Here is a 22,284-nt window from a genome sequence, read left to right as displayed (position 1 = left end):
GGTAGCCGTGAGGTGGATGAGAGGGAGCAGCAGAGTGAGAGGGGCCCGAAATGAAGCCCCGGCAGCTTTTTTATTTGCGGGTAAGCTTGTCCAGATCGGCTTCGATTTCACTGATCTTATTCGCGACGACGCTTTCCAGGTGGCGCAAGTCGTCGAGGATCTTACGTTTGAGATCGAGTTCTGAGCGGTCGCGCTGGCAGATTTGGTCCAGCTCGTCAATCACATAGCGTAGGTTAGGGCTAATCTCCTGTACTTCTTTATAACCCTGACCGATGCCATCGGCCACCACCGTTTTACGCTGGCGTGGATACTTAAACTTCACGCTTTTAGCAAAGAATTCACCTCTATCCTTTTGAAAATAGATTTTCAGGATATCGTTATTGGCTTCTTGCCGCAGGCTGTAACGATCGATTTCCTCAGGATTGGTAATGCCCAGACTTTTTAGATTGTCATACATAGCGGTATCCTTCATCACACTATAACTTTTGAATAATTAACGAAAAGTTGGTTTTTCGCCACCAATGGATACAAAAAAAGCGCGGTTGATCGCAGAAGACGTCTCGGCAACGTCATGAGTAAAAGGGCGGTGGTTATTGATAGTTTAAGTAATTCAACGCGATATTCCGTTTATAGAGAAAGCGTTTGAGGTCAGTGTGGAAAATTGACCGGAGGTAGTGGTCGATAACCTTGAGAGGCGGAGTCTATGTCCGGAACGTATAATGCTACTATTCGCCGGGTGGTGATTTCCGCCTGGATAGGAAACTCCATTGAATATTATGATTTTCTATTATACGGCCTGGCAAGCGCGCTGGTATTTGGCCCGCTTTTTTTCCCTGGCGCCAGCCCATTGACTGCAACGTTATCTTCTTTTGCCAGTTTCGGCGTGGGATTTATTTCCCGGCCGCTGGGCGCGCTATTTTTTGGCAACAGGGGAGATACGCTTGGGCGTAAAAACACGTTATTAATCACGTTAGGGGGGATGGGCGCGGTCACGTTTCTCATCGGTTGCCTGCCTTCTTACGCCAGTATTGGCGCGCTGGCGCCTGCCTTACTGGTTATTCTGCGTTTTTTGCAGGGATTTATGGTTGGAGGCGAATGGGGAGGCGCCATGTTAATGGTCGTGGAATATGCTGCTGGAAAGCACCGGGGGCGGTTAAGCGCGCTATCGCAAACAGGAGGGCTCACGGGACAATTATTGGCGACAGGCGCATTTATAGTCGTGACCCAATTACCGAAGGATGCGTTGTTATTGTGGGGATGGCGTATTCCTTTTCTGCTCAGTGCGCTTTTGGTGCTGCCTGGATTATATATGCGTCATCGTCTGGATGAGACGCCTGTCTTCCGTGCGTTTAAAAAGCAGCAGGCCATTAAGCATATGCAGCAAAAAGAAGAAAGGCCGGTGGTCAAAGTGGTACGAGAACAATGGCGCAGCATTTTGCTGATTATAATTCTACGTTTTGCGGAAAGCGTTCCCTTTTTTCTTGCCACCGTCTTCGCGGTTTCCTGGGCGACGACGCAGCTTGGGATTGCCAGCCTGACTATTCTGTACATTGTAATGTTCACCTGTCTGCTGGCGTATCCCATGCACGTGCTATTTGGCATCATGTCGGATCGGCGTGGCTGCCGTCAGGTGTATATTTTCGGCGCGCTTTTTGTCGCGGCAATGGCTTTTCCCTTTTTCTGGCTGCTGGAAAGCCGTTCGCTCATACTGATGACAATGGGCTACGTTCTGCTTATTAACATTGGTCATAATTCACTGAATGCCGTGCAACCTTCTTTTTTCGCCGGACTGTTTCATCCGCCTGTACGCTACAGCGGTTCATCAATTGGCGCTCAGTTGGGGGCGGTTGTGGCAGGGGGATTCACGCCGTTTATCGCTAAAGCGTTAAGCGCAGTCTATGATAACAGTTGGACGTTGGTTGCCGGTTATGTCGTTTTAACTGCGCTGGCTTCGGCGTTTGCGGCAAAGATTGCGCCGGAAACCGTGTTACCGCATTCGCCGTAATGCAAAGGGGGGCTGTCGCCCCCGCTTTTCACTCGCTTAATCAATAGTGCGCAATAATTCGTTAATGCCCACTTTACCACGCGTTTTGGCGTCGACTTTTTTCACGATCACCGCGCAGTACAGGCTGTACTTACCGTCTTTTGACGGCAGGTTGCCGGAAACGACAACGGAGCCCGCCGGTACGCGGCCATAGTGAACTTCACCGGTTTCGCGATCGTAGATTTTGGTGCTCTGGCCGAGGTATACCCCCATGGAAATGACGGAACCTTCTTCGACAATGACGCCTTCCACGACTTCAGAACGCGCGCCAATAAAGCAGTTGTCTTCAATGATGGTCGGGTTAGCCTGCAGCGGCTCCAGTACGCCGCCGATACCCACGCCGCCGGAAAGGTGAACATTTTTACCAATCTGCGCGCAGGAACCCACCGTCGCCCAGGTGTCAACCATGGTGCCTTCGTCAACGTAGGCGCCGATGTTAACGTAAGACGGCATCAGCACGGTGTTGCGGGCGATAAATGCGCCCTGACGAACGGCCGCAGGCGGAACGACGCGGAAGCCTTCTTTTTGAAAACGCGCTTCGTCGTAATCAGCGAATTTCATCGGGACTTTATCGAAGTAGCGGCTTTCCGCACCGTCGATAACCTGGTTATCGTTAATACGGAAAGAGAGCAGAACCGCTTTCTTCAACCACTGGTGAGTGACCCACTGACCGTCGATTTTTTCTGCGACACGCAGCGCGCCGGAATCAAGTAGAGAAATGACCTGGTTTACCGCCTCTCGGGTCACGGTATCTACATTAGCCGGCGTAATATCGGCGCGGCGCTCAAAAGCGGTCTCAATAACGTTCTGTAACTGCTGCATTGTTAAACTCTTTCATATAAATAAACACACTACCCTTTATCGTTTGGATTGAGGGCCGCTGTCAACCGTTGTTGCACCTCAAGTTGCAGCACATTATTAAGCGCGCGCCGATCCGCTGTGGCGATTATGAATAAATCTTCTACTCGTTCACCAATGGTTGTAATTCGGGCGCCATGAAGCGAAATTCCCAGATCGGCAAAAATTTGTCCGACCCTGGCCAGCAGACCAGGTTGATCGAGCGCGATCAATTCCATGAATGATTTTCTGTCAGTATGGGTGGGCAGAAAATTGACTTCCGTTTCGACCGTAAAGTGCCGTAACTTTGCCGGTTGCCGACGCGGCTGCGGCGGCTGCCAGCTACGCTGCGTAATGGTTTGTTCAAGACCGGTGCGAATAACGTCATGGCGATCCGCCGCCAGCGGGCTGCCGTCTGGTTCCAGAACGATAAACGTATCCATTGCCATGCCGTCGCGAGTGGTAAAGATCTGCGCGTCATGGACGCTTAAATTACGCCTGTCCAGCTCGGCGCAGACGGCGGCAAACAGATAGGGTCTGTCCGGACTCCAGATAAAAATTTCGGTTCCGCCGCGCGTGGCCTGCGGACTGAGCAACACTAACGGTTGGCGCAGATCGTGCTGCAATAAATGGCGTGCGTGCCAGGCGAGCTGATTTGGACTATGACGAACAAAATAGTTAGCGCGACAGCGGGTCCAGATTTTATGCAGCGCGGCTTCATCAATATTGTCCATTCGCAGCAGCGCCAGCGCCTGAAGCTGATGGTGACGCACGCGCTCACGCATATCCGGCGTATTTTGCATTCCACGCCTGAGCTGTTTTTCAGTGGCGAAGTACAGCTCGCGCAGCAGGCTCTGTTTCCAGCTATTCCACAAGGTTTCGTTGGTCGCGCAGATGTCCGCGACGGTCAGGCAGACCAGAAAACGCAGCCGTGTTTCGGTTTGCACCTCTTCGGCAAACTGCTTGATGACTTCCGGATCCTGGATGTCGCGGCGCTGGGCGGTGACTGACATCAGCAGGTGTTGGCGCACCAGCCAGGCGACCAGTTGCGTTTCGCGTGAGTTCAAACCGTGCAGTTCGGCGAAGGTGAGTACATCCTGCGCGCCCAGTACCGAATGGTCGCCGCCGCGACCTTTCGCAATATCGTGGAACAGCGCGGCGATAAGGATCAGTTCCGGATGGGGAAGCCGCGGCCAGAGATCGACGCATAGCGGATGGCGCTGGCGCGTCTCTTCTTTCGCGAAGCTCTCCAGTTTGAGCATTACGCGGATGGTGTGTTCATCCACCGTGTATGCGTGGAACAGGTCAAACTGCATTTGTCCGACGATGTGCGACCACTGCGGCATATAAGCCCACAGTACGCTGTGACGATGCATGGGCAGCAGGCCGCGGCTGACTGCGCCGGGATGGCGTAGCATACTCAGAAACAGAGTGCGCGCCTCCGGGATGTAACACAGCGGTTGGCTCAGGTGGCGGCGGGCGTGGCGCAAATGGCGTAACGTCGTAGAGTAGATGCCGGTGATCGCGCTATTGCGCACCATCATATAAAACATGCGCAGGATCGCTTGCGGTTCGCGGATAAACAGCGTGTCGTCACGCAGATCAATGAGCGTGCCGCGCAGTTGAAACTCATCGTCAACAGGACGTGGTTTTTCATCCGCAGGCAGCGCCAGAATCGCCTCGTCAAATAGCTGAAGCAGCATCTGATTAAGTTCGCTCACCCGGCGCGTAACCCGGAAGTAGTCTTTCATCATCCGCTCAACCGGATCATTGCCCTCGCCGCTGTAGTTAAGGCGTTGAGCGACGCTTAACTGGCGGTCGAACAGCAGGCGGTTATCGTAGCGGCTGACCACCAGATGTAGCGCAAAGCGAATGCGCCACAGGATATGCAGGCATTCGTTGAGTTCCGCGCGCTCTGCGGGGGTTAAAAAGCCGAATCCCACCATCTCATCGAGCGAGGTAGCGCCGAAGTGACGTCGGGCGACCCACTGCAATGTATGGATATCGCGCAGGCCGCCGGGGCTGCTTTTAATATCCGGCTCCAGATTATAGCTGGTGCCGTGATAGCGCTGGTGGCGCTGGTTCTGCTCTTCTACTTTGGCGGCGTAAAATTTGTCGGACGGCCAAAAACCTTCGCTGAAAATATGTTTTTGCAGTGCCAGAAACAGAGCAACATCACCGATCAGCAGGCGCGTTTCGATGAGGTTTGTCGCAACGGTTAAATCAGACAGACCTTCCAGCAGACACTCTTCCAGCGTACGTACGCTATGCCCGACATCCAGCTTGACGTCCCATAATAAAGTCAGCAGCTCGCCGACCTTTTGTGCCTGTTCATCGGGCAGCTTTTTGCGGCTTAAAATGAGCAGATCAATATCGGAAAGCGGATGCAGTTCGCCGCGTCCATAGCCGCCGACGGCGACCAGCGCCAGATCGGCAATCTGACCGAAACCGGCCTCAATCCACAGGCGTTGCAACAACTGGTCGATAAATTCGGTTCGAGCTTCAATAAGCTGTTCAGCACAAATGCCGCTGTCAAATGCCTCGCCCAGCCAGTGTTGAAAGATGTCGATGCGGGCTTTGATACCGGCGACGGTCAGTTCAGCGCGCGGCCAGACGCCAGGGTTTTGCGGCTGGTCCGGGAGGGTGGGGAGTGCGGTATTCGCGTGCTGTTCAGGAAGAGTATTCATATGCGCCACCCATTAAAAAGCCGGATGGTGGCGTGAACGCCTTATCCGGCCTACGTATTTACTCTTCATCCTTCAAGTTGCTTCTACGTTGGCTGCGCTCGTTCACTCCAGTCACGTACTTATGTACGCTCCTGAAGATTCACTCTCTTGCCGCCTTGAGGCAACTCGAATGATTTTGAGTAAAGGTGTAATTTGTAGGCCTGATAAGATGCGAAGGCATCGCCATCAGGCAAAACATTATTCGTCGTGTGTGATGATCGCCGGGATGGTGTCATCTTTACGCAGCGTCAGAATTTCACAGCCGTTTTCCGTTACCACAATAGTATGCTCGTACTGAGCAGACAAGCTGCGGTCTTTGGTTTTTACCGTCCAGCCATCTTTCATGGTGCGGATACGGTAATCCCCGGCGTTCAGCATCGGTTCAATGGTAAAGGTCATGCCAGGCTGCAACACGACGCCGCCATCGTCTGCATCATAATGCAGCACCTGCGGTTCTTCATGGAAGCCGCGACCAATACCGTGTCCGCAGTATTCACGTACCACGGAGAAACCTTCGCCTTCGGCATATTTCTGGATGGCGGCACCAATGGTGCGCAGGCGAATGCCCGGTTTCACCATTTTGATGCCCAGATACAGGCTCTCTTGCGTGACGCGGCACAGACGCTCGCCCAGAATGGTCGGTTTGCCGACGATAAACATCTTCGAGGTATCGCCGTGGAATTCATCTTTAATCACGGTCACGTCGATGTTGACGATATCACCATCTTTCAAATGTTTAGCGTCATCCGGAATGCCGTGGCACACCACTTCATTAATAGAGATACAGACGGATTTCGGATAGCCGTGGTAGCCGAGGCAGGCGGAGATCGCGTGTTGTTCGTTAACGATGTAATCGTTACAGATACGGTCCAGTTCGCCAGTGGTGACGCCCGGTTTGATATACGGTTCGATCATTTCCAGCACTTCGGCTGCCAGACGGCCCGCGACGCGCATTTTTTCGATGTCTTCAGATGTCTTGATTGAGATAGCCATGAATTCTGTCCATCAGTGCCGATGATTTCGGCAATAATTGTGTAAGTGCTGACAATGGTATCAGTCAGGGGTGTACCCTGCCAAATTGAGAATCATTCTGAACTTCGCCTTTCGTGCCACAGGTGCGTTGGCGACATTTTTTCACCCCAGTCACTTACTGGTCGTAAGCTCCCGGGGATTCAGAAATTTGCCGCCTGCCTGTAACACGAAATTCATCGTTCAATTCAGCACTGAGTGCCAACAATTATTGGTGTCGGTGGCGTATTTGTGGTATAAAGCGCGCCGGACTTCCGATCCATTCGAAGACTACACACGATGGACGGGAGCGACAAATCTCACTTTGTGTAACAACACACACGTATCGGCACATATTCCGGGGTGCCCTTTGGGGTCGGTAATATGGGATACGTGGAGGCATAACCCCAACTTAATCTATAGAGGTTTTAAATCATGGCAACTGTTTCCATGCGCGACATGCTCAAGGCTGGTGTTCACTTTGGTCACCAGACCCGTTACTGGAACCCGAAAATGAAGCCTTTCATCTTCGGCGCGCGTAACAAAGTTCACATCATCAACCTTGAGAAAACTGTACCGATGTTCAACGAAGCTCTGGCTGAGCTGAACAAGATCTCTGCTCGTAAAGGTAAAATCCTTTTCGTTGGTACTAAACGCGCTGCAAGCGAAGCGGTGAAAGAAGCTGCTAACAGCTGCGACCAGTTCTTCGTGAACCATCGCTGGCTGGGCGGTATGCTGACTAACTGGAAAACAGTTCGTCAGTCCATCAAACGTCTGAAAGACCTGGAAACTCAGTCTCAGGACGGTACTTTCGAAAAGCTGACCAAGAAAGAAGCGCTGATGCGTACTCGTGAGCTTGAGAAACTGGAAAACAGCCTGGGCGGTATCAAAGACATGGGCGGTCTGCCGGACGCTCTGTTCGTTATCGATGCTGACCACGAGCACATTGCTATCAAAGAAGCGAACAACCTGGGTATCCCGGTATTTGCTATCGTTGATACCAACTCTGATCCGGACGGCGTTGACTTCGTTATCCCGGGTAACGATGACGCAATCCGTGCTGTTAGCCTGTACCTGGGCGCTGTCGCTGCAACCGTTCGTGAAGGCCGTTCTCAGGATCTGGCTTCCCAGGCGGAAGAAAGCTTCGTAGAAGCCGAGTAATAAGGCTTGATAACTCCCTAAAATAGTTCGAGTTGCAGGAAGGCGGCAAGCTCGAGAATTCCCGGGAGCTTACATCAGTAAGTGACCGGGATGAGCGAGTGAAGGCAACGCACCTGCGGCTCGAAATATGAAGGGGAGAGCCCTTATAGACCAGGTAGTATCACGTTTGGTTAGGGGGCCTGTATATGGCCCCCTTTTTCACTTTTATATCTGTGCGGTTTGATGCCGGGCAGATCAAATCTTTCGAGGATTTTAGAATGGCTGAAATTACCGCATCCCTGGTAAAAGAGCTGCGTGAGCGTACTGGCGCAGGCATGATGGATTGCAAAAAAGCGCTGACTGAAGCGAATGGCGACATTGAGCTGGCAATCGAAAACATGCGTAAGTCCGGCGCTATCAAAGCGGCGAAAAAAGCAGGCAACGTGGCTGCTGACGGCGTAATCAAAACCAAAATCGACGGCAACGTCGCTTTCATTCTGGAAGTTAACTGCCAGACTGACTTCGTGGCTAAAGATGCTGGCTTCCAGGCATTTGCTGACAAAGTGCTGGACGCCGCTGTTGCTGGCAAAATCACTGACGTAGAAGTCCTGAAAGCGCAGTTCGAAGAAGAGCGCGTTGCTCTGGTAGCGAAAATTGGCGAGAACATCAACATTCGTCGCGTAGCTTCCCTGGAAGGCGACGTTCTGGGTTCTTACCAGCACGGTGCGCGCATCGGCGTTCTGGTTGCTGCTAAAGGCGCTGACGAAGAGCTGGTTAAACAGCTGGCGATGCACGTTGCGGCAAGCAAGCCGGAATTCGTTAAGCCGGAAGACGTGTCTGCTGACGTGGTAGAGAAAGAGTACCAGGTACAGCTGGACATCGCGATGCAGTCCGGTAAGCCGAAAGAAATCGCAGAGAAAATGGTTGAAGGCCGCATGAAGAAATTCACCGGCGAAGTTTCTCTGACTGGTCAGCCTTTCGTCATGGAACCGAGCAAATCTGTTGGCCAACTGCTGAAAGAGCACAACGCTGACGTGACTGGCTTCATCCGCTTTGAAGTGGGCGAAGGCATTGAGAAAGTCGAGACTGACTTTGCAGCAGAAGTTGCTGCGATGTCTAAGCAGTCCTGATTTTCCTGAGGAGCCGCCTGAGGGCGGCTTCTTTTTGCGCCTCTCTTGTAAAATCAGCCGACGCCTGGCGTCTGCGCTGAAATGCGACGTACAATGTCGCCGGAATTAACTCATATCAATCGTTGACAGTCTCAGGAAAGAAACATGGCTACCAATGCAAAACCCGTCTATAAACGCATTCTGCTTAAATTAAGCGGCGAAGCTCTGCAGGGTACGGAAGGCTTCGGTATTGATGCAAGCATACTGGATCGTATGGCTCAGGAGATCAAAGAACTGGTTGAACTGGGTATTCAGGTTGGTGTGGTGATTGGCGGTGGTAACCTGTTCCGTGGCGCAGGTCTGGCAAAAGCGGGGATGAACCGCGTTGTGGGCGACCACATGGGCATGTTGGCCACCGTCATGAACGGCCTGGCAATGCGTGATGCGCTTCACCGCGCCTATGTGAACGCCCGCCTGATGTCGGCAATTCCTTTAAACGGCGTGTGCGACAACTACAGTTGGGCCGAGGCGATTAGCCTGCTGCGTAATAACCGTGTTGTGATTCTGTCTGCAGGTACGGGTAACCCGTTCTTCACTACCGACTCTGCGGCCTGTCTGCGCGGGATCGAAATTGAAGCGGATGTCGTACTGAAAGCGACCAAAGTGGATGGCGTATTCACTGCCGATCCGGCAAAAGATCCTTCCGCGACCATGTACGATCAGCTGACCTACAGCGAAGTGCTGGATAAAGAGCTGAAAGTGATGGATCTGGCGGCGTTCACGCTGGCTCGTGACCACAAACTGCCGATTCGTGTTTTCAACATGAACAAACCGGGCGCGCTGCGTCGTGTGGTGATGGGCGAAAAAGAAGGGACGTTAATCACGGAATAATTCCCGTGAGCGCCAAATACGGGTAAGATTCTGTTCTATTGACGGGTCTTATTACCTGGCAGAAATTAAACGAGACTATACTTAGCACATCTTTGTATTGTGTGACCGTCTGGTCTGACTGAGACTAGTTTTCAAGGATTCGTAACGTGATTAGCGATATCAGAAAAGATGCTGAAGTACGCATGGAAAAATGCGTTGAAGCGTTCAAAACCCAAATCAGCAAAGTGCGCACGGGTCGTGCTTCTCCCAGCCTGCTGGATGGTATTGTCGTAGAATACTATGGCACTCCGACCCCGCTGCGCCAGTTGGCAAGCGTAACGGTAGAAGACTCCCGTACCTTAAAAATTAACGTGTTTGACCGTTCTATGGGACCAGCCGTTGAAAAAGCGATCATGGCGTCAGACCTCGGTTTGAATCCAAGCTCTGCGGGCACCGACATTCGCGTTCCGCTGCCGCCGCTGACCGAAGAACGTCGTAAAGATCTGACGAAAATTGTCCGTGGCGAAGCGGAGCAGGCGCGTGTCGCCGTTCGTAACGTCCGCCGTGATGCGAACGATAAAGTAAAAGCTCTGCTGAAAGATAAAGCGATCAGTGAAGATGACGATCGTCGCTCTCAGGAAGAAGTACAGAAAATGACCGACGCGGCAATTAAGAAAGTTGATGCGGCGTTGGCAGATAAAGAAGCAGAACTGATGCAGTTCTGATTGATCTGTACGCAGATATAAACTCATTCCACCGCTAAACCTGGCGGATGAGTGGTGTACAAAGCGCCGCGCAGAAGACATTATCAGGTCTCCTGTGCGGCGTTTTGCTTTTTATTCCGTTTCAACACTTCTGGACGTTTCATGAAGCAATTAACCATTCTGGGCTCGACCGGCTCTATTGGTTGCAGCACACTGGACGTGGTGCGCCATAATCCTGATAGCTTCCGCGTTATCGCGCTGGTGGCGGGTAAAAATGTCGCCCGCATGGCGGAGCAGTGCCTGGAGTTCTCGCCGCGTTATGCCGTGATGGACGATACGTCGAGCGCAGAACAGCTCAAAATAATGCTTCAGCAGCATGGCAGCCGCACCGAGGTTCTGAGCGGTCAGCAGGCTGCCTGTGAGATGGCGGCGCTTGATGAGGTCGGGCATGTGATGGCGGCCATTGTGGGCGCGGCTGGTTTACTGCCGACCCTGGCGGCGATTCGCGCAGGGAAGACGATTCTGCTGGCGAATAAAGAATCGCTGGTGACCTGCGGGCGGCTGTTTATGGACGAAGTAAAACGCAGCAACGCCCGGCTTTTACCCGTCGATAGCGAACATAACGCGATTTTTCAGAGTTTGCCGCAATCTATTCAGCATAATCTGGGATACGCTGACCTTGAGCAAAATGGCGTAACGTCGATTTTGCTTACCGGGTCTGGTGGCCCGTTTCGTGAAACGCCAATGTGCGATCTGGCAGCGATGACGCCGGATCAGGCATGTCGTCATCCGAACTGGTCGATGGGGCGAAAAATCTCCGTCGATTCCGCCACCATGATGAATAAAGGTCTGGAATACATTGAAGCGCGTTGGTTATTTAATGCCAGCGCACGTCAGATGGAAGTGTTGATCCATCCGCAATCGGTCATTCATTCGATGGTGCGTTATCAGGACGGCAGCGTCCTGGCGCAGCTTGGAGAACCTGACATGCGTACGCCTATTGCGCATACGATGGCATGGCCGAATCGCGTCACGTCCGGCGCGCAGCCGCTTGATTTTTGCAAACTCAGCGCGCTGACGTTTAGCGCGCCAGATTATCAGCGTTATCCGTGCCTGAAGCTGGCGATGGAGGCGTTTGAGCAAGGTCAGGCGGCAACGACGGCGCTCAATGCGGCAAACGAAATCACCGTTGCCGCGTTTCTGGCGCAACAGATTCGTTTTACCGATATCGCCGGGCTCAATTTAGCGGTGCTGGAGAGGATGGATTTACAGGAACCGGCAAGCGTTGAGGACGTATTGCAGGTTGACGCCATCGCGCGTGAAGTAGCCAGAAAACAAGTGATACGGCTCTCACGCTGACGATTATCCCGCGACAGAAGATCGTGCTATTTGTTAGCGTTGGGCTTCGGTGATATAGTCTGCGCCACCTGATCGCAGGTTTTTGGCTTTTTTCGGTCAGGTTAGCCGTGGTTTTACACGGCTTTTTTGTGGATACACAAAATCATTCAGGACGCATCGGGACGGCAGGCGAATACGTTCCCGGCGTGCGCAGACAGCGCACGACAGGGGCGATGACGCGCAGTCATCCGCGAAGCGAACCGAAGAGAATGTGTATAAAGGCTTCAGTATTCCTGAGTACCGCTAAATCCTTTCAGGGACAAAAAACGCGTTATGTTGTCTGCAACTCAACCAGTAAGCGAAAATTTGCCAGCGCATGGCTGCCGTCATGTTGCAATAATTATGGATGGCAATGGTCGCTGGGCGAAAAAGCAAGGGAAGATCCGGGCCTTTGGGCATAAAGCCGGGGCGAAGTCCGTCCGGCGAGCGGTCTCTTTTGCTGCCAATAACGGTATTGATGCGTTAACGCTGTATGCCTTTAGTAGTGAAAACTGGAACCGACCGGCGCAGGAAGTGAGCGCGTTAATGGAGCTGTTTGTGTGGGCGCTGGATAGCGAAGTCAAAAGCCTGCACCGCCATAACGTTCGCCTGCGTATTATCGGCGATATCAGCCGATTCAACTCACGTTTACAAGAACGTATTCGCAAATCAGAAGCGCTTACCGCCCATAATACGGGTCTAACGCTGAATATTGCTGCGAATTACGGCGGACGTTGGGATATTGTCCAGGGAGTCCGACAACTGGCGGAACAGGTGCAGGCTGGAGTGCTGCGCCCCGATCAGATTGATGAAGAGAGACTAGGCCAGCAAATCTGTATGCATGAGCTGGCGCCTGTGGATTTAGTAATTAGGACTGGGGGAGAGCATCGCATTAGTAACTTTTTGCTTTGGCAAATTGCCTATGCCGAACTTTACTTTACGGATGTTCTTTGGCCCGATTTCGATGAACAAGACTTTGAAGGTGCGCTGCATGCCTTTGCTAATCGAGAGCGTCGTTTCGGCGGTACCGAGCCTGGTGATGACAAAGCCTGATGGGGGTTGCTTTTGCTGAAGTATCGCCTGATTTCTGCTTTTGTGTTAATACCCGCGGTCATCGCTGCGCTTTTTTTATTGCCGCCGGTGGGGTTCGCTATTATTACGCTGGTTGTCTGTATGCTGGCCGCGTGGGAATGGGGACAGTTAAGCGGTTTCGCCGCGCGTTCACAGCGGGTTTGGCTGGCGGTGCTGTGTGGTCTGTTATTGGCGCTGATGCTATTTTTGTTGCCTGAGTATCATCACAACATTCGTCAACCGCTGGTTGAGATGTCGCTTTGGGCATCGTTAGGATGGTGGGTTGTCGCGCTACTGCTGGTGCTATTTTATCCCGGTTCGGCGGCAATCTGGCGCAACTCAAAAACATTGCGTCTCATTTTCGGTTTGTTAACTATTGTGCCATTTTTCTGGGGAATGCTGGCGCTGCGCGCCTGGCACTATGACGAGAATCATTACAGTGGCGCAATATGGCTACTCTATGTCATGATCCTGGTCTGGGGAGCGGACTCTGGCGCGTATATGTTTGGTAAATTGTTTGGCAAACATAAGCTGGCGCCGAAGGTTTCCCCGGGTAAAACCTGGCAAGGGTTTATCGGCGGGCTTGCTACGGCTGCCGTGATCTCATGGGGTTACGGTATGTGGGCGAATCTGAATGTTGCGCCTGTTATCTTGCTGATTTGCTCTGTGGTGGCGGCTCTGGCTTCTGTACTGGGCGACCTCACCGAGAGTATGTTTAAGCGCGAAGCAGGAATTAAGGATAGCGGCCACTTGATTCCAGGCCATGGCGGCATTCTGGACCGAATTGACAGCCTGACGGCTGCCGTACCGGTCTTTGCTTGCCTGTTGTTACTGGTGTTCAGGACGCTCTAACGGAAGGTTTTATGCTGAGTATTCTCTGGAATCTGGCTGCATTCATCATCGCACTGGGCGTGCTGATCACTGTGCATGAATTTGGTCATTTCTGGGTTGCCCGGCGCTGCGGTGTGCGAGTTGAGCGCTTTTCCATCGGCTTTGGCAAAGCGCTCTGGCGTCGTACCGATCGGTACGGCACCGAGTATGTCATCGCCCTGATCCCGCTGGGCGGCTACGTCAAAATGCTGGATGAACGCGCCGAACCGGTAGCGCCGGAATTGCGTCGTCACGCCTTCAATAACAAAACGGTGGGCCAGCGCGCCGCAATTATTGCCGCAGGTCCGGTTGCGAACTTCATTTTTGCTATCTTTGCTTACTGGCTGGTCTTTATCATCGGCGTCCCTGGCGTTCGTCCGGTCATTGGCGAAATAACGCCCAACTCGATTGCTGCGCAGGCGCAAATTGCGCCTGGTACGGAACTTAAAGCCGTTGATGGTATCGAAACCCCTGATTGGGATGCCGTGCGTTTACAACTGGTGTCCAAAATTGGCGATCAGCAGACGACGGTGAGCGTCGCGCCGTTTGGCAGCGACCAGCGGCAGGACAAAACGCTTGATTTACGTCACTGGGCATTTGAGCCTGATAAGCAAGATCCTGTATCTTCTTTAGGGATTCGGCCCCGCGGGCCACAGATTGAACCGGTACTGTCAGAAGTGCAGGCGAATTCCGCAGCCAGTAAAGCGGGTTTGCAAGCGGGCGACAGGATCGTTAAAGTCGATGGTCAGCCGTTAACGCAGTGGATGAAATTCGTGACGTTTGTACGCGATAATCCCGGTAAGCCGTTAGCGTTAGAGATTGAAAGGCAGGGGAGCGCCTTGTCGTTGACGTTAACGCCGGATACGAAATCGGTTAACGGAAAGGCGGAAGGGTTTGCAGGCGTGGTGCCTAAAATTATTCCTCTGCCGGAAGAGTACAAGACTATACGCCAGTATGGACCTTTTAGCGCCATCCTCGAAGCCACGGATAAGACGTGGCAGTTGATGAAGCTGACGGTCAGTATGCTGGGTAAATTGATAACCGGTGATGTGAAACTGAACAACCTCAGTGGGCCGATCTCTATCGCTCAGGGGGCTGGGATGTCAGCGGAGTTCGGGGTGATTTATTACCTGATGTTCCTTGCGCTAATCAGCGTGAACTTAGGGATAATCAACCTGTTTCCGCTGCCCGTTCTTGACGGGGGTCATCTGCTGTTCCTGGCGATTGAAAAGCTTAAGGGCGGGCCGGTATCCGAGCGGGTTCAAGACTTTAGTTATCGCATTGGCTCGATTTTGCTGGTGTTGTTAATGGGGCTTGCACTTTTCAATGATTTCTCTCGGTTGTAAGAGAGTTAGTTAGGAAGAACGCATAATAACGATGGCGATGAAAAAGTTGCTCATAGCGTCGCTGCTGTTCAGCAGCGCCACCGTATACGGTGCTGAAGGGTTCGTAGTGAAGGACATTCATTTCGAAGGCCTGCAGCGAGTCGCCGTTGGTGCGGCTCTCCTCAGTATGCCGGTGCGCACAGGCGACACGGTTAATGATGAAGATATCAGTAACACCATTCGCGCTCTGTTCGCCACCGGCAACTTTGAGGACGTCCGCGTCCTGCGCGATGGTAATACCCTTCTGGTTCAGGTAAAAGAACGTCCGACCATTGCCAGCATCACTTTCTCCGGGAACAAGTCGGTGAAAGATGACATGCTCAAGCAAAACCTCGAAGCGTCTGGCGTACGTGTTGGCGAGTCTCTGGATCGCACCACGCTGTCTGATATCGAAAAAGGTCTGGAAGACTTTTACTATAGCGTAGGTAAATACAGCGCCAGCGTTAAGGCGGTCGTCACGCCGCTACCGCGCAACCGTGTTGATCTTAAACTGGTGTTCCAGGAGGGCGTATCGGCGAAGATCCAACAGATCAACATCGTCGGTAACCATGCCTTTAGCACCGAAGAACTCATTTCTCATTTCCAGTTGCGTGACGAAGTGCCGTGGTGGAACGTCGTCGGCGATCGTAAATACCAGAAACAGAAGCTGGCGGGCGACCTTGAAACCTTGCGCAGCTACTATCTGGATCGCGGCTACGCGCGTTTCAATATTGACTCCACGCAAGTGAGTCTGACGCCGGATAAGAAAGGGATCTACATCACCGTCAATATCACCGAAGGCGATCAGTACAAGCTTTCCGGGGTTCAGGTGAGCGGTAACCTGGCCGGACATTCCGCTGAAATTGAGAAACTGACGAAAATTGAACCGGGCGAGCTCTATAACGGCACCAAAGTGACCAAAATGGAAGATGACATCAAAAAGCTTCTGGGTCGCTATGGTTACGCCTATCCGCGCGTGCAGTCACAGCCTGAAATTAACGATGCTGACAAAACCGTAAAACTGCGCGTAAACGTCGATGCGGGCAACCGTTTCTACGTGCGTAAGATCCGCTTTGAAGGCAACGACACCTCAAAAGATTCCGTTCTGCGCCGTGAAATGCGCCAGATGGAAGGGGCGTGGCTGGGCAGCGACCTGGTTGACCAGGGGAAAGAGCGTCTGAACCGTCTCGGCTTCTTTGAAACCGTCGACACCGACACGCAGCGCGTTCCGGGTAGCCCGGATCAGGTTGATGTGGTGTACAAGGTGAAAGAGCGCAACACCGGTAGCTTTAACTTCGGTATCGGTTACGGTACAGAAAGCGGCGTGAGCTTCCAGGCCGGCGTTCAGCAGGACAACTGGTTAGGTACCGGTTATTCCGTGGGGATTAACGGCACCAAAAACGACTACCAGACCTACAGCGAACTGTCCGTTACTAACCCATACTTTACCGTTGATGGCGTGAGCCTCGGTGGTCGTATCTTCTATAACGACTTTGAAGCGGATGATGCCGACCTGTCCGACTATACCAACAAGAGTTACGGTACGGATGTGACGCTTGGCTTCCCCATCAACGAGTACAACACGTTGCGTGCTGGTCTGGGTTATGTCCATAACAAACTGTCCAACATGCAGCCGCAGATCGCGATGGATCGTTATCTTGAGTCGATGGGACAATCTGCTGATACCAGCAGTTTTGCCGCTGATGACTTCACCTTTAACTACGGCTGGACCTATAACAAGCTTGACCGTGGTTATTTCCCGACGGACGGTTCGCGCGTCAATCTGACGGGGAAAGTGACGATTCCAGGTTCCGACAACGAATACTACAAAGTGTCGCTGGATACCGCGACCTATGTGCCTATCGATAACGATCACAAGTGGGTGGTTCTGGGGCGTACTCGCTGGGGTTACGGCGATGGTTTAGGCGGCAAGGAAATGCCGTTCTATGAGAACTTCTATGCCGGTGGTTCCAGTACCGTGCGTGGTTTCCAGTCGAATACTATCGGCCCGAAAGCGGTCTATAAAAATGGCGCCCACACTAGCTGGGACGATAATGATGATTACGAAGACTGTACTCAGGAATCAGGTTGTAAATCAGATGATGCGGTAGGTGGTAATGCCATGGCTGTCGCCAGCCTGGAATTTATTACCCCGACGCCGTTCATCAGCGACAAGTATGCCAACTCGGTTCGTACCTCCTTCTTCTGGGATATGGGTACCGTTTGGGATACGAACTGGGATCCGTCATCTGCGCCGTCAGATGTACCGGACTACAGCGATCCAGGCAACATCCGTATGTCCGCGGGTATCGCATTACAATGGATGTCCCCATTGGGGCCGTTGGTCTTCTCCTACGCCCAGCCGTTTAAAAAGTACGATGGAGACAAAGCCGAGCAGTTCCAGTTTAACATTGGTAAAACCTGGTAATTGTTCACTGCAAAGGAATGCATTGGTAGTGTAGCGATGACTTTTGGCGATGCCCCCCAGGGATCGCCAGGCCACGCAAAGAGCTGTACCTTCGGGTGCAAATGGGATGGTAAGGAGTTTATTGTGAAAAAGTGGTTATTAGCTGCAGGTCTTGGTTTGGCGATGGTAACGTCCGCACAGGCTGCTGACAAAATTGCAATCGTCAACATGGGTAATCTGTTCCAACAGGTTGCGCAGAAGACGGGTGTATCCAATACACTGGAAAACGAATTTAAAGGCCGTGCGGCTGAACTGCAAAAAATGGAAACCGATCTGCAATCTAAAATGCAGCGTCTGCAATCCATGAAAGCAGGTAGCGATCGTACTAAGCTGGAAAAAGACGTGATGTCTCAGCGCCAGACTTTCGCGCAAAAAGCGCAGGCTTTTGAGAAAGATCGCGCTCGTCGTTCCAACGAAGAACGCAACAAACTGGTGACTCGTATCCAGACTGCGGTGAAAAAAGTGGCTAACGACCAGAGTATCGATCTGGTGGTAGACGCAAACACCGTTGCTTACAACAGCAGCGATGTGAAAGACATCACCGCTGACGTACTGAAACAGGTTAAATAAGTAATGCCTTCAATTCGACTGGCTGACTTAGCAGAACAGTTGGATGCAGAATTACACGGTGATGGCGATATCGTCATCACCGGCGTTGCGTCCATGCAATCTGCAACAACAGGCCACATTACGTTTATGGTAAATCCTAAGTACCGTGAACACTTAGGTTTATGCCAGGCTTCTGCGGTTGTCATGACGCAGGACGATCTTCCTTTTGCTAAGAGCGCGGCGCTGGTAGTTAAAAATCCCTACCTGACCTACGCGCGCATGGCGCAAATTTTAGATACTACGCCGCAGCCCGCGCAGAATATCGCGCCAAGCGCCGTGATTGATGCGACGGCAACGCTGGGTAGCAATGTTTCAGTCGGCGCGAATGCGGTGATTGAATCTGGCGTACAACTGGGCGATAACGTGGTTATCGGCGCAGGCTGTTTCGTCGGAAAAAATAGCAAAATCGGGGCGGGTTCACGCTTGTGGGCGAACGTAACGATTTACCACGACATTCAGATCGGTGAGAATTGCCTGATCCAGTCCAGTACGGTGATCGGCGCGGACGGTTTTGGCTACGCTAACGATCGTGGCAACTGGGTAAAGATTCCACAACTGGGCCGGGTCATTATTGGCGATCGTGTCGAGATCGGCGCTTGTACCACCATTGACCGTGGCGCGTTGGATGATACTGTTATTGGCAATGGCGTGATTATTGATAATCAGTGCCAGATTGCACATAACGTCGTGATTGGCGACAATACGGCAGTTGCCGGTGGCGTCATTATGGCGGGTAGCCTGAAGATTGGCCGTTACTGCATGATTGGCGGCGCCAGCGTGATCAATGGGCATATGGAAATATGCGACAAAGTCACGGTAACTGGCATGGGTATGGTGATGCGTCCCATCACGGAACCGGGCGTCTACTCCTCAGGCATTCCGCTGCAACCCAACAAAGTATGGCGTAAAACTGCTGCACTGGTGATGAACATTGATGATATGAGCAAGCGTCTCAAAGCGATTGAGCGCAAGGTTAATCAACAAGACTAACGTTCCGCCTTGTAGTTGCCATTCTTTTCCGGCCTGTCACATTCATACGATTGCGGCAGGCCGTGTTATTATTGCCTTTTTGTATATTTGGACAGGAAGAGTATTTTGACTACTAACACTCATACTCTGCAGATTGAAGAGATTTTAGAGCTTCTGCCGCACCGTTTTCCGTTTTTACTGGTCGATCGCGTGCTGGACTTTGAAGAAGGTCGTTTTCTGCGTGCGGTGAAAAATGTCTCCGTCAACGAGCCGTTTTTCCAGGGGCATTTCCCGGGCAAACCGATTTTGCCAGGCGTGTTGATTCTGGAAGCGATGGCGCAGGCAACCGGTATTCTGGCGTTTAAAAGCGTTGGTAAACTGGAACCTGGCGAACTGTATTATTTCGCGGGTATTGATGAAGCGCGCTTTAAGCGTCCGGTGGTGCCAGGCGATCAGATGATCATGGAAGTCACTTTCGAGAAAACGCGCCGTGGCCTGACCCGCTTTAAAGGGGTTGCGCTGGTCGACGGTAAAGTTGTGTGCGAAGCAACCATGATGTGTGCTCGTAGCCGGGAGGCCTGATTCGTGATTGATAAATCCGCCTTTATTCATCCTACCGCCATTGTGGAAGACGGCGCTGTAATTGGCGCTAATGCCCACATTGGTCCCTTTTGTATTGTTGGGCCGCAGGTCGAAATTGGTGAGGGAACCGTACTGAAGTCTCATGTGGTTGTGAATGGTCAAACCAAAATCGGCCGCGACAACGAGATTTATCAGTTTGCCTCCATCGGTGAAGTGAACCAGGATCTGAAATATGCGGGTGAGCCGACCCGTGTGGAAATTGGCGATCGTAACCGCATCCGCGAAAGCGTCACCATTCATCGTGGTACAGTGCAGGGCGGTGGGTTGACGAAGGTGGGTAGCGATAACCTGCTGATGATCAATGCGCATGTCGCACATGATTGTACGGTAGGTAATCGCTGTATCCTCGCCAACAACGCCACGCTGGCGGGGCACGTATCAGTCGATGATTTTGCGATCATCGGCGGTATGACGGCAGTTCATCAATTCTGCATTATCGGTGCGCATGTGATGGTCGGCGGCTGCTCCGGCGTGGCGCAGGATGTCCCGCCGTATGTGATTGCGCAGGGTAACCATGCGACGCCGTTCGGGGTAAATATCGAAGGGCTGAAGCGTCGCGGCTTTAGCCGTGAAGGGCTGGTGGCGATTCGTAATGCCTACAAACTGTTGTACCGCAGTGGTAAAACGCTCGACGAAGCGAAGCTGGAAATCGCTGAACTTGCTGAAAAGCATCCGGAAGTGAAGGCGTTTACCGAGTTCTTTGAGCGTTCAACGCGCGGTCCGATTCGTTAATGGTGGCACAGCGTCCTTTAACGATTGCCCTGGTCGCCGGTGAAACGTCCGGCGATATTCTTGGCGCAGGCTTAATTCGTGCGCTGAAAGCGCGCGTACCCAACGCCCGCTTTGTGGGCGTTGCGGGGCCGCGTATGCAGGCCGAAGGGTGTGAAGCCTGGTACGAAATGGAAGAGCTGGCGGTCATGGGCATTGTTGAAGTGCTCGGTCGTTTACGCCGTTTGTTGCATATCCGCGCCGATCTGACCCGTCGTTTTACCGAACTCAAGCCCGATGTCTTTGTCGGGATTGATGCCCCTGACTTCAACATTACCCTCGAAGGTAATCTGAAAAAGCAAGGGATTAAGACCATTCATTATGTCAGCCCGTCTGTTTGGGCCTGGCGACAGAAACGCGTTTTCAAAATAGGCAGATCCACCCATATGGTGTTGGCTTTTCTGCCTTTCGAAAAAGCGTTTTACGATAAATTTAACGTCCCGTGCCGCTTTATCGGTCACACCATGGCGGATGCCATGCCGCTGGACCCGGATAAAAATGCGGCGCGCGACGTGCTGGGTATCCCGCATGACGCCCATTGTCTGGCGCTACTGCCAGGCAGCCGTGGCGCGGAAGTGGAAATGCTCAGCGCCGACTTCCTGAAAACCGCACAATTGCTGCGACAGCGCTATCCCGATCTGGAAGTGGTAGTGCCGCTGGTGAACGCGAAACGCCGCGAGCAGTTTGAAAAAATTAAAGCGGAGGTTGCGCCGGATCTCGCCGTTCATTTGCTGGACGGCATGGCGCGCGAGGCGATGATCGCCAGCGACGCGGCTCTGCTGGCCTCGGGTACGGCGGCACTGGAGTGTATGCTGGCAAAATGCCCGATGGTAGTGGGGTATCGTATGAAGCCCTTCACTTTCTGGCTGGCGAAACGTCTGGTAAAAACGGAGTATGTGTCTTTGCCTAACCTGCTGGCGGGAAGAGAATTAGTCAAAGAGCTGTTGCAGGAAGAGTGCGAACCGCAAAAACTCGCCGAAGCGCTGTTGCCGCTACTGGCGAACGGTAAAACCAGCCATGCGATGCACGACACCTTCCGTGAATTGCATCAGCAGATCCGCTGTAATGCCGATGAGCAGGCGGCAGATGCCGTCCTGGAGTTAGCACAATGATCGAATTTGTTTATCCACACACCCATTTAGTGGCGGGTGTGGATGAGGTGGGCCGTGGCCCGCTGGTGGGCGCCGTAGTGACCGCCGCCGTGATCCTCGATCCGGCTCGTCCGATCGTCGGTCTGAATGATTCCAAAAAATTGTCTGAAAAGCGTCGTCTGTCATTGTATGACGAGATTAAAGAAAAGGCGTTAAGCTGGAGTCTGGGACGCGCGGAAGCGCATGAAATTGATGAGCTGAATATTTTGCACGCTACCATGCTCGCCATGCAGCGCGCTGTCGCTGGTCTGCATATTGCGCCAGAATATGTGCTGATCGACGGCAATCGCTGTCCGGCGCTGCCTGTGCCGTCAATGGCCGTGGTGAAAGGCGACAGCCGCGTGGCGGAGATTAGCGCGGCGTCTATTCTGGCGAAAGTCACCCGCGATGCAGAAATGGCGGCGCTGGATATCGTTTTTCCTCAGTATGGCTTTGCGCAGCACAAAGGCTATCCAACCGCTTTTCATCTGGAAAAGTTGGCACAGTATGGCGCGACGGCGCACCACCGACGCAGTTTTGCGCCTGTTAAACGCGCTCTGGGACTTGTGTCCTGATTCT

The 22,284-nt window shown here is 52.6% G+C and carries 20 protein-coding genes; 16 read left to right on the top strand and 4 right to left on the bottom strand.

The annotated features are described in order from the left end of the window. Nucleotides 1–70: 70 nt before the first annotated feature. Nucleotides 71–457 (bottom strand): DUF3461 family protein, encoded by a 387-nt coding sequence (locus tag ACLD3P_RS11620; protein ID WP_000272193.1) that lies wholly within the window; start codon nt 455–457, stop codon nt 71–73. 246 nt (nt 458–703) lie between these two features. On the opposite strand from ACLD3P_RS11620, the gene ACLD3P_RS11615 reads away from it, so the two are divergent. Continuing rightward, nucleotides 704–2,005 carry an MFS transporter gene (locus tag ACLD3P_RS11615; protein WP_000017175.1) on the top strand — a complete coding sequence of 434 codons (1,302 nt, stop codon included), beginning with the start codon at nt 704–706 and terminating at the stop codon, nt 2,003–2,005. 36 nt (nt 2,006–2,041) lie between these two features. Here ACLD3P_RS11615 and dapD read toward each other — a convergent pair whose 3' ends face one another. The 3 genes from dapD to map all read right to left on the bottom strand — a co-directional run bounded on the left by dapD (nt 2,042) and on the right by map (nt 6,600). Beyond that, nucleotides 2,042–2,866, bottom strand: coding sequence for a 2,3,4,5-tetrahydropyridine-2,6-dicarboxylate N-succinyltransferase (gene dapD, locus ACLD3P_RS11610; RefSeq protein WP_001186673.1), 825 nt, complete (start codon nt 2,864–2,866; stop codon nt 2,042–2,044). Between the two features lie 29 nt (nt 2,867–2,895). Continuing rightward, nucleotides 2,896–5,568, bottom strand: a complete 2,673-nt coding sequence (gene glnD, locus ACLD3P_RS11605) for a bifunctional uridylyltransferase/uridylyl-removing protein GlnD (protein ID WP_001094519.1) — start codon at nt 5,566–5,568, stop codon at nt 2,896–2,898. A 237-nt stretch (nt 5,569–5,805) separates the two neighbouring features. Beyond that, the gene (gene map / locus ACLD3P_RS11600; protein ID WP_001018214.1) at nt 5,806–6,600 is read right to left on the bottom strand and encodes a type I methionyl aminopeptidase; all 795 of its coding nucleotides are present in this window, start codon (nt 6,598–6,600) and stop codon (nt 5,806–5,808) included. Nucleotides 6,601–7,050: 450 nt separating this feature from the next. Here map and rpsB point away from each other — a divergent pair, with 450 nt between their 5' ends. The 15 genes from rpsB to rnhB all read left to right on the top strand — a co-directional run bounded on the left by rpsB (nt 7,051) and on the right by rnhB (nt 22,280). Beyond that, nucleotides 7,051–7,776 carry a 30S ribosomal protein S2 gene (gene rpsB / locus ACLD3P_RS11595; RefSeq protein ID WP_000246886.1) on the top strand — a complete coding sequence of 242 codons (726 nt, stop codon included), beginning with the start codon at nt 7,051–7,053 and terminating at the stop codon, nt 7,774–7,776. 257 nt (nt 7,777–8,033) lie between these two features. Beyond that, entirely contained in the window at nt 8,034–8,885 is an 852-nt protein-coding gene (tsf, locus tag ACLD3P_RS11590) for a translation elongation factor Ts (RefSeq protein WP_000808106.1), read from the top strand. A gap of 144 nt (nt 8,886–9,029) precedes the next feature. After that, nucleotides 9,030–9,755 carry a UMP kinase gene (pyrH, locus tag ACLD3P_RS11585; protein ID WP_000224567.1) on the top strand — a complete coding sequence of 242 codons (726 nt, stop codon included), beginning with the start codon at nt 9,030–9,032 and terminating at the stop codon, nt 9,753–9,755. A 146-nt stretch (nt 9,756–9,901) separates the two neighbouring features. Next, complete coding sequence (gene frr / locus ACLD3P_RS11580; RefSeq protein ID WP_000622423.1) at nt 9,902–10,459, top strand: ribosome recycling factor; 558 nt, start codon at nt 9,902–9,904, stop codon at nt 10,457–10,459. Between the two features lie 141 nt (nt 10,460–10,600). Then, nucleotides 10,601–11,797, top strand: a complete 1,197-nt coding sequence (gene ispC, locus ACLD3P_RS11575; RefSeq protein WP_000811905.1) for a 1-deoxy-D-xylulose-5-phosphate reductoisomerase — start codon at nt 10,601–10,603, stop codon at nt 11,795–11,797. Between the two features lie 312 nt (nt 11,798–12,109). Next, entirely contained in the window at nt 12,110–12,868 is a 759-nt protein-coding gene (gene ispU / locus ACLD3P_RS11570) for a (2E,6E)-farnesyl-diphosphate-specific ditrans,polycis-undecaprenyl-diphosphate synthase (RefSeq protein ID WP_000947413.1), read from the top strand. A 12-nt stretch (nt 12,869–12,880) separates the two neighbouring features. Beyond that, on the top strand, nt 12,881–13,738 hold the full coding sequence (cdsA, locus tag ACLD3P_RS11565; RefSeq protein ID WP_000922422.1) for a phosphatidate cytidylyltransferase: 858 nt from the start codon (nt 12,881–12,883) through the stop codon (nt 13,736–13,738). 11 nt (nt 13,739–13,749) lie between these two features. Beyond that, the gene (gene rseP / locus ACLD3P_RS11560; RefSeq protein WP_000949017.1) at nt 13,750–15,102 is read left to right on the top strand and encodes a sigma E protease regulator RseP; all 1,353 of its coding nucleotides are present in this window, start codon (nt 13,750–13,752) and stop codon (nt 15,100–15,102) included. Nucleotides 15,103–15,133: 31 nt separating this feature from the next. Beyond that, on the top strand, nt 15,134–17,548 hold the full coding sequence (gene bamA, locus ACLD3P_RS11555; protein WP_411006438.1) for an outer membrane protein assembly factor BamA: 2,415 nt from the start codon (nt 15,134–15,136) through the stop codon (nt 17,546–17,548). Between the two features lie 123 nt (nt 17,549–17,671). Beyond that, on the top strand, nt 17,672–18,157 hold the full coding sequence (gene skp / locus ACLD3P_RS11550) for a molecular chaperone Skp (protein WP_000758966.1): 486 nt from the start codon (nt 17,672–17,674) through the stop codon (nt 18,155–18,157). Between the two features lie 3 nt (nt 18,158–18,160). Next, the gene (gene lpxD, locus ACLD3P_RS11545) at nt 18,161–19,186 is read left to right on the top strand and encodes a UDP-3-O-(3-hydroxymyristoyl)glucosamine N-acyltransferase (RefSeq protein WP_001139265.1); all 1,026 of its coding nucleotides are present in this window, start codon (nt 18,161–18,163) and stop codon (nt 19,184–19,186) included. A 105-nt stretch (nt 19,187–19,291) separates the two neighbouring features. After that, nucleotides 19,292–19,747, top strand: a complete 456-nt coding sequence (gene fabZ / locus ACLD3P_RS11540; protein WP_000210741.1) for a 3-hydroxyacyl-ACP dehydratase FabZ — start codon at nt 19,292–19,294, stop codon at nt 19,745–19,747. A gap of 3 nt (nt 19,748–19,750) precedes the next feature. Beyond that, on the top strand, nt 19,751–20,539 hold the full coding sequence (lpxA, locus tag ACLD3P_RS11535) for an acyl-ACP--UDP-N-acetylglucosamine O-acyltransferase (RefSeq protein WP_000565950.1): 789 nt from the start codon (nt 19,751–19,753) through the stop codon (nt 20,537–20,539). Beyond that, on the top strand, nt 20,539–21,687 hold the full coding sequence (lpxB, locus tag ACLD3P_RS11530; RefSeq protein WP_000226531.1) for a lipid-A-disaccharide synthase: 1,149 nt from the start codon (nt 20,539–20,541) through the stop codon (nt 21,685–21,687). The genes lpxA and lpxB overlap by 1 nt, the downstream gene beginning before the upstream one ends. Beyond that, nucleotides 21,684–22,280, top strand: a complete 597-nt coding sequence (gene rnhB / locus ACLD3P_RS11525) for a ribonuclease HII (RefSeq protein ID WP_000569411.1) — start codon at nt 21,684–21,686, stop codon at nt 22,278–22,280. The genes lpxB and rnhB overlap by 4 nt, the downstream gene beginning before the upstream one ends. Nucleotides 22,281–22,284: the final 4 nt, after the last annotated feature.

The organism is Salmonella sp. 741265073_HBA, from assembly GCF_046569105.1.
In the GTDB taxonomy this organism is placed as follows: domain Bacteria; phylum Pseudomonadota; class Gammaproteobacteria; order Enterobacterales; family Enterobacteriaceae; genus Salmonella; species Salmonella enterica.
The sequence above is the reverse complement of the archived record's forward strand: the minus strand, read 5'-3'. Positions and strand labels throughout refer to the sequence as shown.

Bases quoted from the DNA above. Each gene is read 5' to 3' on its own strand.
- rseP (WP_000949017.1), top strand. From the start codon at position 13,750: ATGCTGAGTATTCTCTGGAATCTGGCTGCATTCATCATCGCACTGGGC.
- lpxD (WP_001139265.1), top strand. From the start codon at position 18,161: ATGCCTTCAATTCGACTGGCTGACTTAGCAGAACAGTTGGATGCAGAA.
- ACLD3P_RS11620 (WP_000272193.1), bottom strand. From the start codon at position 457: ATGTATGACAATCTAAAAAGTCTGGGCATTACCAATCCTGAGGAAATC.
- ACLD3P_RS11615 (WP_000017175.1), top strand. From the start codon at position 704: ATGTCCGGAACGTATAATGCTACTATTCGCCGGGTGGTGATTTCCGCC.
- ispC (WP_000811905.1), top strand. From the start codon at position 10,601: ATGAAGCAATTAACCATTCTGGGCTCGACCGGCTCTATTGGTTGCAGC.
- ispU (WP_000947413.1), top strand. From the start codon at position 12,110: ATGTTGTCTGCAACTCAACCAGTAAGCGAAAATTTGCCAGCGCATGGC.
- pyrH (WP_000224567.1), top strand. From the start codon at position 9,030: ATGGCTACCAATGCAAAACCCGTCTATAAACGCATTCTGCTTAAATTA.
- rnhB (WP_000569411.1), top strand. From the start codon at position 21,684: ATGATCGAATTTGTTTATCCACACACCCATTTAGTGGCGGGTGTGGAT.
- map (WP_001018214.1), bottom strand. From the start codon at position 6,600: ATGGCTATCTCAATCAAGACATCTGAAGACATCGAAAAAATGCGCGTC.
- rpsB (WP_000246886.1), top strand. From the start codon at position 7,051: ATGGCAACTGTTTCCATGCGCGACATGCTCAAGGCTGGTGTTCACTTT.
- glnD (WP_001094519.1), bottom strand. From the start codon at position 5,568: ATGAATACTCTTCCTGAACAGCACGCGAATACCGCACTCCCCACCCTC.
- bamA (WP_411006438.1), top strand. From the start codon at position 15,134: ATGGCGATGAAAAAGTTGCTCATAGCGTCGCTGCTGTTCAGCAGCGCC.
- lpxB (WP_000226531.1), top strand. From the start codon at position 20,539: ATGGTGGCACAGCGTCCTTTAACGATTGCCCTGGTCGCCGGTGAAACG.
- tsf (WP_000808106.1), top strand. From the start codon at position 8,034: ATGGCTGAAATTACCGCATCCCTGGTAAAAGAGCTGCGTGAGCGTACT.
- dapD (WP_001186673.1), bottom strand. From the start codon at position 2,866: ATGCAGCAGTTACAGAACGTTATTGAGACCGCTTTTGAGCGCCGCGCC.